Here is an 11,678-nt window from a genome sequence, read left to right as displayed (position 1 = left end):
TTGGCGGCGGCTCCGGAGGATACGGGTCGAGTCAAATGCACTGAGCCTCAGGCCAGCTCCAGGCCGGTCAGAGTTCCCTTGGAGGAGCCGAAGCGGTCTGTCTCGACGCCACCACGTTGAAGCAGGGAGACGTAGAGATTGCACAGCGGCGCTTGATTCGCGCCAATCTGCGGACGCCTTGTGATTTCGGGGAGCTTGGCTTCATCGAGTGTCTCCAACAGCCGGGGATTGAACGCCAGATGCTGCCCGTGTTTGAAGCCGCCTCCGGCGAGGATGGCGGGCAGGTCGTAGGCGCGGTGCGTGTTGCCATCGCGCATGTTGCTGGTGAGCAGGACCATGGTGTTGTCCAGCATGGCCTGGCCCGCGCCTTCTTTGCTGCTCTTCAGCTTGGTGAGCAGACCGTTGAAGACCGTGAGCAGCTCCACCTCCGTTTTCCGCAGTTCGGCGAGCTTTTCAGGCTCCTGCCCGTGATGGGTGAGATTGTGATGCTCGGTGAAGGTGCGCAGTGAAATGGAGCGCGTGGAATCTGTGACAAGCGCGAGGTGGACGATGTCAAACATGAGCTGGAGCTTCGACGGCTGCTGGCCGGGCCCGTCGATGTCCTTGGGTGCTTTTCCCATGGGTTTTGGCTTCGGGCGGCTGGCCCATTCACGTGACATCTGGAGCTGCTGCTCCACATCCCGCACGGAGTCGAAGTATTCATCAAGCCGCGCACGGTCGTTTGCGCTGACGCGTCGGCTCAGGCGCTTCGCCTGCTCGCCCACAAAATCCAGCATGCTGCGTCCTTCGCTGATGTGCTCAAGCTCCATCGCCGCCTGCTGCGGGGTGCTGTCCAGAAACAACCGCGCAAAGATGTCAGAGGGGCTCTCGATGGCCGGGATAGGCACGCCATTGGGGGTGTAGGAGAGGCTGGGGGAATGCGTGGTGGGACCACCCGTGCTGAGCACGAGACTGCTGTAGCGTGTCTTTCCACGCATGTGGCCGGCGAACTCCTGATCCAGCGAGATGGTGTTGCGCAGGTTCTGGGCGCCATCCATCGGAGCGCCTGTGAGCAGCACGCGCTCCGTCTCATGCGCGCCGGTGACAAAGGGGTGGCTGATGCCGGTGATGAGCGTGAAGTCGTCCCGATGATCCTTCAGGTGCTCCAGGTGCGAGGTCAGCGGATAATCGCGTCCTGCCTTGGGCGGGATCAATGAGACGGGATCAAACCCGAAGGGCGTGCCGATGAGCAGGAGGCGGCGGGGAGGCTCGGTTTGTGCCGCAGCCGATGCAGCACGTCCCATGGACTCAAGAAAAGGCAGCGCCAGGGTGATGCCTGAGGCGCGCAGAAAGGTGCGGCGGTGCATGGGGAGGTGCATGATGGAGGAGTGAGGTGAAGGTGGCGGGCGGGTTACTTGGACCGGAAGAGCTCGCTTTGAACGACAGCGTGAATGAGGGAGCGGAGGCCGTGGTCATGCGCCGCAGCGTCCGCGGCGATGGCATCGAGCGCGAGAAGATCACCGGCCTCTGCCGCCCTGCCGGTTGCAAACGTGACCAGCTTGCCGGCGAGGCAGCGCGTGATGATGTGCGGTTCCTGAAGCAGGAGCTTCTTGAACTGCTGGGGGCCGTCAAATTTGCCGCCAGTGAGCAGGCTGCCGGTGGCATCCACAGGCCGGCCAGGAAGGAAGGTGACGGGGCCGAGGACATCCCGCCCTTTCAGTGCCTGGCTGGTGGATGCCTTGGGCTGCGGGCGTTTGGTTTTGAGCCCTTCAACGCCATCGTGCGTACGGTAAAAATCGCGCCATTGACCGGCGGGATCAAAGCTCTCCAGCGCAAAGCCAGGCGGATCTATCTGGCGGTGGCAGGAGGCGCAGCTCTCATTGCTCTGGTGTTTCGCGAGCTGTTCGCGGATGGTCGTCGAGCCGCGCGTGTCGGGATCGATGCTGCCTGCATCCGCCGGGGGTGGCAGCGGCTTGCGCCCGAGGATTTGTTCCATGACCCAGACGCCGCGCACAACTGGCGAGGTGCGTGTGCCATTGGCCGTGACTTTCAGCACGCTGCCGTGTGTCAGCACCCCGCCGCGGGGGCTGCCGGGTGGCAGCGGCACCCGCCGCATGCTGCTTCCAGTCACGGGCGGCAGGTGATAGTAGCTGGCGAGGCGCTGATTCACATAGGTCCAGTCGGAGTCGATGAGCTGCAGCAGGCTCGTGTCATTCTTCAGCAGGTCGGCGAAAAACAGCCGTGTCTCATCGACCATGGATTCGATGATCAGGCCGTCTTCCTTGAAGTTCTTCCCGCCCTCCTGCACGTAGAACTCGGGATACATGAGCTTGTCCGGCTGGGTCGCATTGATGTCACGCAGGTGCAGCCATTGATCGAGGAAGTCATGGATGAATGCCTCAGCGCGCGGCGAGGCGAGCAGCCGCTCCGTCTCCCGTTTCAAAACTTCATCCCGATGCAGCTCGCCACGGTCCGCGACGCCGCGCAGCGTGTCGTCCGGCGCCGTGCGCCACAGAAAGTAGGAGAGCCTTGAGGCAAGTGCGTGGTCATCGAGCACGCCGGGCTCCTCGACGAGAAACAAAAACTCTGGTGAGCACAAGGCCGCGCGATACGCTGCGAGCATGGCCGCTTCAAAGCACTCCGAACGCCGCAAGCGTTCCTGCGCCAGGCCGAGGTACGGCGCGAGATCATCATCGCTCACGGGGCGTCGGAAGAGGCGTGGAAGGAATGCCTGCAGAAGCTCCTTGGCATCCTTTTCCGGCTCAGCCGACACGGGAGTGAGCCTGTCGCCTTTGCGAAACTGCTGCATGTATCCCGGTGTGACGACGGCGTCTGGCAACGACCTGAAAGGCGCGAGGGGGACATCGCCAAACAGCAGCCGATGCCCGGCTGGCGGCCACGTTTCCTGCAATGGTCCTTCGATCTCGACCCACAGAACGCCCAGCGCGAGGCCGACTGGCTTCGAGCCATCGGGCGGCGGGTACTGGCTGAGGCCGCGCTGCCGGCGCATGTCGTTGAGCCGATAGGGAGTAATGGTGACGGATTCGTCGCGGAGGAATGTTGTCTCCATTTCGAATACTTGCGCCGTATCGGCAGGGGCATCGAACCATCCGAGCGCCTTGAAGCCCGATCGCTGTTTCTTGCTCGACTGGCGCACGACGAAGGTGACGGGCTCTCCTTGCGCATCCAGAGTGCGCGCGGCGACTCGAACCCGATAATGCCCCGGATGCTCCCGTGTGAATGAAGCCAGCTGCTGCAAAATCGCGGGGTGATCATTGGTGTCACCCTCCGAGTGCCACTGCACCTCGCCCTCATGGCGCACCATCATGCCGCCCTGCCTGGCTTGATTGAGAAAGTGCTCCTCCTTTTTGTGATCATACGAGAAACGCTTTGTCAGCACTTCCGGCTTGGGGCCGCGCATCATCGCAGCCTGAAGGGCGGCATCGGCGGCTTCCATGTAGCGCTGAATGTGCACCGGTGAAATGCTCAGCGCCGCAGCCGCGGTGTCAAAGCCCTCCGCGCGGTCATCTACCGGCAGCATGGCCTGCAATGGCACATCCACGTGGAGCAGATCTTGAACGGTGTTTTCATATTCGAGACGGTTGAGCCTGCGCATGCGCGTGCGCTCATTGCCGCGCTGCGCCCTGGCTTCTGCGGCGAGGGCCGTCTTGCACCAGGTTAGCATCTCCCGTACATCGGGCGCGGGCGGTCGTTCACTCTTCGGTGGTGGCATCTCGCCCGCCTCCAGTCGTGTGAGAATGCGTGCCCATGCACCGGCGCTGTCCGCCGTCACCTTGTCCGTCGAGAGCTGATCCAGGCGGAACTTGCCCTTCTGCGAATCGGCATCGTGGCATTCGTAACAGTGCGTCTCCAAAAACTTGGGCACGTCTGCCGCGGAAGCCCATGAGGCGGCCGGCCATGCAATCGTCAGCCTGAAGAGGAGGGTGTGAAGGGCTTTCACGGCAGAGTTAAAGAGGTGGAAAATTCGGCGGCATGGCGGGACGGCGTCCTTTGATGAGGACAAATCTCATGGCCCGCTGTGAACGTGCTGCAGGAGAGCTTGTGTCACCGAATTGATCCCGGAGCTCGGGTTTGATGCTGCCGACGTGCGGCGTCAGGGCCCGACAAACTCCTCGCGCGAAAGGCGGCCGTCCTGGTTCTTGTCGAAGTTCTTGAAGCGCTGCGCTGCGTTTTCGTTGTTGGAGAGACCCTGGGTGTATTCTTCGAGCGTTAGAATGCCGTCTGTGTTCCTGTCCCACTTCGTGAAGGCGGCGGCGCGGTTTGGGCCGGGCTTGGCGGGAGCTGCCGCTGGTTTTTTGCGCGCTGCGACCGGCGCAGGCGGGGTCTGCACCGGCAATGTTTTTTGCCAGGTGTGAATGGCGGCGGTCATTGAAGCCACGCGCTCTGGCTCGGCGGTGGCGAGGTTGTTTTCCTGCGCGCGATCTTTGTCCAGATCGTAAAGCTCGGTGCGGCTGCCGTCGTAGTTCATCACCAGCGTGTGGGATCCATCGCGCATCGCCAGCTGCGGCCAGTCGGCCTCATGTGCGTTCGGGCCGCGCCATTCCCAGAAGAGCGGCTGCGGGCGCGTGAAGGCCTGGCCTTTGAATGCGGCCAGCACATTCAGCCCGTCGCTTTGATAGCCTTCCGGAGCGGCGACGCCTGTGGCGTCGAGCAGCGTGGGCAGCATGTCCACACCGGCGATGACGCTGGTCTTGTCCACACGCCCGGCCGGCACGCGCCCGGGCCAGCGCACGAGGAAGGGCACGTTCACGCCGCCCATGTACAGGCTGCGTTTGCGCCCGCGCAGCCCACCCGTAATGCCCACGCTGTGGTAGAGCTTGTCGGTCGCATTTGGCTGCGAATTCTCCGGCCCGTTGTCGCTGGAGAAAATGACGATCGTGTTTTCGGCGAGCTTCAGTTCATCCAGCAGCGCCAGAACGCGGCCCACCTGAGCATCCGCACGGGTGACGGCCGAGTAGTAGGTGCGCTGGGGCTCCGGCGTGTCGGGATAAGGCGCCTTCTGCTCTTCTGTGGCGGCCACGAGGTGGTGCGTCTCATGCAGCCAGAAGTTGATGTAGAACGGTTTCTTTTCGTCGCTCGCTTTTTGGACAAAACGCAGCACGTGCTCCGTGGCGGCGATGGTTTGAAAGGAGGCGCCCGATTTGTCATGCGCGTCTCCGGCTTGTTTTTCCACGCTGGTGCCTTCAAACACGCTGCGCCCGGGACCCGTCCAGACTGCCGCATCATCGTAGCCATACGCAGCGGGCAGCGGCGCAGCGACGTTCTTGTCGCCACCGGAGAGATGCCATTTGCCGTAGTGCGCTGTGGCATAACCCGCTTCTTTCATGAGGCGCGGCAGCAGCGTGACCTTTGGATCCAGCCAGTCCGGCATGCCACGTGCGACATTTTCTGCGTGTCCGGCAAAATGCTGATGCACGAGAAACCGTGCCGGATACCGCCCCGTGACGATGGCCGTGCGGCTGGGCGAACACACGGGATTGCACACGACGAATTGTTGGAAATCAGTGCCCTCTTTTGCGAGGCGGTCCAGATTTGGCGTCTTCAAATGCGGGTGGCCGTGGCAGGCCAGATCGCCCCAGCCCCAGTCGTCGGCGTAGATGAAGAGGATGTTCGGGCGTGATTGCGCCACGAGTGGCGCATTTAGCAGGACGAACATCGACACCAGAGCAAGCAAGGACTTCATGCCGTGAGAACGACGTCGCAACCATGATCTCTCGCGTTTCAGCGCCGCACCCGCTTTCTGCTGGCAATTCATGTCATTGTGACGGAGAGCATGGGATGTCAGAAACCGCTCCCCATCCCTTCGCCGCCCTCGGAATTCCCACGGAGATGCTCCGTGCCCTGGAGGAGCTGGGGATCAATACGCCCACGGAAGTGCAGCAGAAGGCCATCCCCTTCCTCATGGAAAACGGCGGCGATCTCATCGCCCAGGCGCAGACGGGCACCGGCAAGACAGCCGCCTTTGGCCTGCCGCTGCTCACCAAGATGAACCCCAAGCACCGCGACGTCCAAGGCCTCGTCCTGGCACCCACGCGCGAACTGGCCAAGCAGATCGGCAAGCAGCTCTTCCGCTTCACCAAATACTCCGCGCAGAAAACTTTCGTCGAAGTCGTGAGCGGCGGCGACAAGATCGACCGGCAGGCTGAGGCGTTGCAGCGTCCCACGCACATCGTCGTCGCCACGCCGGGTCGGCTGATTGACCTGCTGGAGCGCGATGCCCTGACGCTGGAGTTTGTGCGCTACGTGGTGCTGGATGAGGCAGATGAGATGCTGAGCATGGGCTTCAAAAAGCAGCTCACGGAAATCCTCAAGCTTGCCGCCATGCGCCGCAGCACCTGGCTTTTCTCCGCCACCTTTCCGGGGGGCATCCAGGAGCTGATCAAAGGCAGCATGTCCGCCACGGCGCACCGGATCCAGATCGATCAGAACAACGTGGTCAACCCCGACATCGACCACCGCTACGTGGTCTGCCCACGCGACAAAAAGACTGCGTACATTTTCGACTTTCTCCAGCGCCAGAAGGAGCGCCGCGGCATCATCTTCTGCCGCACCAAGGCCGGCGCCATGGAGCTCTACGAAGAGCTGTCCGCTCTCGGCCTTCCCGTCGCGCCGTTGCAGGGAGACCTCATGCAGAAGGAGCGTGACAAAGTCATGCGAGCCTTCAAAAAGGAGCGCGTCCAGTTCGTCGTCGCCACCGATGTGGCCGCGCGCGGCATCGACGTCGCGGACCTCTCGTTCGTCATCCATCACCAGCTCCCTGAGCAGATGGAGTACTACACCCATCGCAGCGGCCGCACGGCCCGCGCCGGGAAGAAAGGCATGTCCCTCGTGCTGGTGGATCCGAAAGAGAAGTGGCAGCTCAAGCAGGTGGAGGACGGTCTGAAGGTGCGGTTCAGCGAATACCGGCGCTAAACTACTGCGGCAGCTCAATATTGCACACTCCCTGCGTCCCCGGATGAAACAGGTTGTTCGAGAAATGCAGCCCGCGTGGGCTGTTGGGGCCGCTCGGAATGATCACGGCGTACTTGTAACGCGGCTTTCCTGAGCAGTGGATGAAGTTTCCGGAGATGATGACATCCGTGAGGGGTGGATCGTCGGGCTGCTGGCCGTTGTCAAATTTGATCGGGGAGCGTTCATCGCCCCAGATCCAGTGAGCGTCGCCATAGCCAAAGTCAGAGATGATGTTGTTGCTGATGATTGAGCCGCCGTCGGCGTTTTCAGGTTTGCCATCGGTGGCGGGATGGGCGGCGGCGCCGGGCATGAGGCCGATGGCCCAAAGCGAGTTGCGCACAAACTGGTTGCCGGTGATCAGCACATTGCGCGAGCCGTGCATGGCCTTCATGCCGATGAAGGCATTTGTGATGATGTTTTGTGAAACGATCACGTGGTCCGCGTGGATGTCCAAACCCTGCGCCGCGTTCTCGATGTGGTTGCCGATCACACGTGTGAGGTCGTTCACCTCGGGAGCGTTGATCACGATGCCGGAGCCTTGCTGCCAGGCGTCGGTGTAGTTGGAATCCCAGGCCTGCTGGTTCATGAGGGAGCCTTTCTCCGCGTTCTTCTTCACGTAGTCGCCCAGCTTGAACTTCGTCTTCACTCCCGGGGTGGGGACGAAGTTGTCCTCGATAACGCGGTTACCCTCCACGAGCGTGCCGGTGCTGTAGGTCACATTGATGCCGGTGCCATCCGTGCAGTTGAAGGCATAGCCCCAGTCCTTGCTCTGCGTGCGGTCGTCGATGCTGACACGCATGTAGTTGCGCACGAGGCAGCGGGAGATGCGTGTGTCTTTGCTCTCGCGCACGGTGATGGCCCCGGCGGGACTGCGGTTGTCAATGGCGCGCACGTTTTCGATGACGAGATCCCGGCACTTGATGGCAAGGATGGCTTCATTGCGGCTTTCCATCTTCCCCTCGGGCCGCGTGAGCGTCAGGTCACGAATCTCCGCACCGGTCGCGTTTTCGATCTCGATGATCGGCTGGTCTGCGCTCTGCTGAATGATGCGCCCCGGCCCAAACAAACCACTGCGCTCGCCGCGAATGCGGATCTTTTGCGTGATCGGGTAATCCCCCGCTGGCACAAAGACCATGCGGTTTGGGTTCGCATCCAGTGCCTCCTGGATGGATTTGTAATTTGCGACGGAGAGGTCGGCGGCGGAGACCGTGCTGAGGCATGCAAGGAAAAAGCAAAGAGAGGAGCGAATCATGGAGTCAGATCAAACGCACCACAGATGGGTGACTATCTGCGAAGTGCCGCTCTGCGCAGGCGTTTCCCACTACTTCACCGGCACCGGCTTCGTCTGAAGATGCTGCGGAGTGTCCTTGATGCTGGTGCCGACGAGGGCGGCGAACATGACTTTGTCGCCGGGCAGTTTGGCGGGGATGTCAAAGGTGACTTCGATGACGCCGTCACCCATGGCTTTCACCTCCTTGCGTTCGATGCGGCTGTTGTCGCCGCCCTTCAAGGTCACCTGCACGGGCTTCTCGCCGAGATCCGCAGGAAAGTGGTGGGTCAGCTTCACGGTGGCTTTCAGCCCGGGCGTGACGGACTGCGGGACTTCGAGGGCGATGAGCGCGCCGGGCTTTGCGGTGCCGGTAGTCGCAGTGGCGGCTTTCTTCACGGCACGGTTGGCGGCCACGCGTTCCTGCTTGGTCATCTGCCTGCCCTCCAGCTCCTGCATCAGCTTTTCGCGGGTGGCGGGATCTTCGCGATGGCGGAACACTTCCAGCAGCGGGTCTTTGGTTTTCACCATCCAGTCCTCCATGGCCTTTTCCAGTGCGGCGACTTGTTTGGCGTGCTCGGGCTTGGCGATGAGATTGGTCAGCGCATCGGGGTCATAGCTCACCTCGTAGGCTTCTTCGGGAACGCGGTGGTCGAAGAGGTCGATGCGTGCGGCGATCTGCTCGTTCGTTTTGGCCAGCACGCGCATCTGGCGGCAGGTGGAGGTGCCGTTCGTGGCGCCGCTCATCACGCGGGTGCCATTGGACCAGGGGCTGAAGATATACACAAAATCCTTGGTCTGCACGGCGCGCATGGGGGTGTTCTGGCCGCCGGCATTTTCGTTGTGTTCCTTGAAAATCATCGTGCGCTCCGGCTGCTTCCCGCCTTTGAGCACGGCGGCGAATGAGCTGCCGTCAAAGCCGCCGAGAGAGGGCAGGCTCAGCATTTCGAGAATCGTGGGCAGGAGATCGACAGTGGAGATCATGTGCTCCTCATCCACGCTGCCGGGTTTTGTCACACCGGGCCAGCGGATCATGAGAGGCGTGCGTGTGCTGTGGTGGTAGAGCTGGGTTTTCGCAAAGGGCAGCGGCATGCCGTGGTCGGACAGGAAAACGATGATCGTGTTCTCGTCTTCACCGGAGGCTTTGAGGGAGGCAAGGATCTCGCCGACGCCATCGTCCGCACGGCGCACGCTGGAGTAGTAGTGGGAGAGTTCTTTGCGCACCACAGGATCATCGGGCAGAAAGCCGGGGACCGGGACCTCCTCTGGGGTAAAGACACGCGACGGGACATTGTTGTCGGGAATGGTCTGTCCCTTGTTGCCTTCGGCGTAGAAGGGCTTGTGCGGATCGGCGATGTTGAGCAGCAGGCAGAAGGGTTTGCCGGCCTTTCTGGCGGCCTCGATGCCGGTGGTGGCGGCCTTGCCCCAGGAGGCCGCATTCTTGGCATCATCATGCTTCTCATCCCCGAGCACGATATCCCAAGGGAAGGGCGAGTAGGGCGTGGAGTGGCTGACCTTGTGGCGGATGCCGGTGAAGTAACCGGCTTCCTTCATGAGGTCTCCCAGCACCGGATAGTTTTTTTCTTGAGGCGCGATGGATTTAAAGCCCTCGATGCGGTTGTTGTGCGGGTATTTGCCGGACCACATGACATTGCGTGAAGGCATGCAGTTTCCCACCACGGTATGCGCGTAGTTGAAGCGCAGGCTTTGCGCCGCCAGCTTGTCCATGTTCGGCGTGGTGTCCTTCAGTTTGCAGCCATACACGCCCACGGAATCGCAGCTCATGTCATCCGTGGTGATGACGAGAAGATTCGGCTTCGCCGACAATGACGAAGCCATAATGAGGAATGACGAAAAGAGGCAGAGCAGGGCGCGCTTCATGGTGCGCTGTGAACGCAGGACGTTCGTAGACTTTTCAGCAATGTCGGTGAGTGCGGGTTACTTCGCGGCTTTCTTTTTCTTCCTTTCCTTGCGGGGCTCGCTGTCGCTCTTGCCCTGGCGTGTGCTGGCCAGATTTTCGGTCTCCATGCCTTTGTCGTCCTGCTGAGCGATCCAGGCGTCGAGCTGGCCTTGCAGCTTCGCCTTGGTTTCTGCGAATGCAGGGTCAGCGGCGAGGTTCTTCATCTCTTCAGGATCGGATTGCAGATCGTAGAGTTCTTCGCCGGGGCGTTTGAAGAGCCACTTCACGCGGTCCGCGAGCTTGTAGTCGCTCTCAGCATCGGCCTGCCATGACTCGATCGGCTCGCCCTGGTGAATGCCGCCGATGGTGTAAGTGTTCTGTGGCGCGAGGTTGCGGATGAGCTTGTAGCGCGCATCACGCACCATGCGCATGGGATAGGCTTCGAGCGCTCCATTGGTGCCGAGCGTCGTGTGTTGGGCGAAGACATAGTCGCGGCAGTGGTCGCTCTCGCCTTTCAGCACCGGAAGAAAGCTGCGGCCGTCGAAGCCGGTTCCGCCTTTGGCATCCGGGCAACCGACGTCGATCTTCGTGGGATCAATGCCCGCGACCTCAAGAAAGGTGGGGGCCACATCGACATACTGCATCAGCGCGGAGCTGCTGCTGCCAGGCTTCACCCTGCCTGGCCAGCGCAGGATGGCGCTGGCGTGAATGCCGTTGTCATACACGCTCCACTTCCCGCCGTAAGGAAAGCTGCTGCCCTGCTCGCTTACAAACAGAACGAGGGTGTTGTCCGCCTGCTGTGTCTCCCTGAGCAGCGTCATAAGGGCGCCCACCTGTTCGTCGAGCTTGCTGATCTCGCCATAATACGCGGCCAGCAGTTCACGCGTGATTTTGTTGTCGTGCAAATACGGCGGGATCTTGAGCTTGGTGGGATCGTACTTCGGCCCTCGCGTCCACGGCCCGTGCGGATCGTTTGAGGCAAAGACCATGAACCAAGGCTGCGCGGCATCGCGGGTGACGAAAGCTTTCGTGACGGTGAGGTCATCCGCACCTTCGATGTGCTCATACGGAAAGGACGGCTCCGGCCCCACGTGCTCCTTGTTCTGCAGCGCCACGCGATAGCCCGCGTTCTTCAAGTACGTGAACAGGCTCTTCGTGCCGTCATAGACCCGCGTGTGATTCGGATACGCGCCGCTGCGGATCGGATACAGTCCGGTGTAAAGCGCATGCCGTGTGGGCGAGCAGCTCGTGGCCGGATTGAACATGCCGCGCAGGTGCATCGACTCGCTACGCAGCTTGTCGAGGTTGGGGGTTTTGACTTCGGCATTGCCCTCATAGCCCAGATCACGCCAGCAGAGATCATCCGCAATGATGATCATGAAATTGGGCCTCGCCGACGATGACGAAACCATCAAGAGGAATAAGGAGGCAAAGCAGAGCAGGGCGCGGATCATGGCCCGCTGTGAACGCAGGCGGCGCGGCGTCTTTTCAGCGGAGTGATGCGGGCACTCCTGCCCGCAACGAACATCCTGCGTGGCTCGAATTGCAGGCAAGAGTGCC

The 11,678-nt window shown here is 61.5% G+C and carries 7 protein-coding genes; 1 reads left to right on the top strand and 6 read right to left on the bottom strand.

Annotated features, from left to right (window positions below):
* Nucleotides 1-47 precede the first annotated feature (47 nt).
* From ACILSR_RS10205 to ACILSR_RS10195, 3 genes are all read right to left on the bottom strand, one after another.
* Nucleotides 48-1,358, bottom strand: coding sequence for a DUF1552 domain-containing protein (locus tag ACILSR_RS10205; protein ID WP_395749661.1), 1,311 nt, complete (start codon nt 1,356-1,358; stop codon nt 48-50).
* A gap of 32 nt (nt 1,359-1,390) precedes the next feature.
* The gene (locus ACILSR_RS10200; RefSeq protein ID WP_395749660.1) at nt 1,391-3,940 is read right to left on the bottom strand and encodes a DUF1592 domain-containing protein; all 2,550 of its coding nucleotides are present in this window, start codon (nt 3,938-3,940) and stop codon (nt 1,391-1,393) included.
* Between the two features lie 153 nt (nt 3,941-4,093).
* Nucleotides 4,094-5,683 (bottom strand): sulfatase-like hydrolase/transferase, encoded by a 1,590-nt coding sequence (locus tag ACILSR_RS10195; RefSeq protein WP_395749659.1) that lies wholly within the window; start codon nt 5,681-5,683, stop codon nt 4,094-4,096.
* 95 nt (nt 5,684-5,778) lie between these two features.
* Here ACILSR_RS10195 and ACILSR_RS10190 point away from each other — a divergent pair, with 95 nt between their 5' ends.
* Nucleotides 5,779-6,912 (top strand): DEAD/DEAH box helicase, encoded by a 1,134-nt coding sequence (locus tag ACILSR_RS10190; protein WP_395749658.1) that lies wholly within the window; start codon nt 5,779-5,781, stop codon nt 6,910-6,912.
* Nucleotide 6,913: 1 nt separating this feature from the next.
* Here ACILSR_RS10190 and ACILSR_RS10185 read toward each other — a convergent pair whose 3' ends face one another.
* The 3 genes from ACILSR_RS10185 to ACILSR_RS10175 form a co-directional block, all read right to left on the bottom strand.
* On the bottom strand, nt 6,914-8,203 hold the full coding sequence (locus tag ACILSR_RS10185; RefSeq protein ID WP_395749657.1) for a right-handed parallel beta-helix repeat-containing protein: 1,290 nt from the start codon (nt 8,201-8,203) through the stop codon (nt 6,914-6,916).
* A gap of 69 nt (nt 8,204-8,272) precedes the next feature.
* Complete coding sequence (locus ACILSR_RS10180; protein ID WP_395749656.1) at nt 8,273-10,099, bottom strand: sulfatase; 1,827 nt, start codon at nt 10,097-10,099, stop codon at nt 8,273-8,275.
* Nucleotides 10,100-10,156: 57 nt separating this feature from the next.
* Complete coding sequence (locus ACILSR_RS10175) at nt 10,157-11,497, bottom strand: sulfatase (protein WP_395749655.1); 1,341 nt, start codon at nt 11,495-11,497, stop codon at nt 10,157-10,159.
* Between the last annotated feature and the right edge of the window lie 181 nt (nt 11,498-11,678).

The sequence above is a fragment of the Prosthecobacter sp. genome (genome assembly GCF_044222565.1).
GTDB lineage: Bacteria > Verrucomicrobiota > Verrucomicrobiia > Verrucomicrobiales > Verrucomicrobiaceae > Prosthecobacter.
This window is presented reverse-complemented; position numbering and strand designations above follow the sequence as displayed.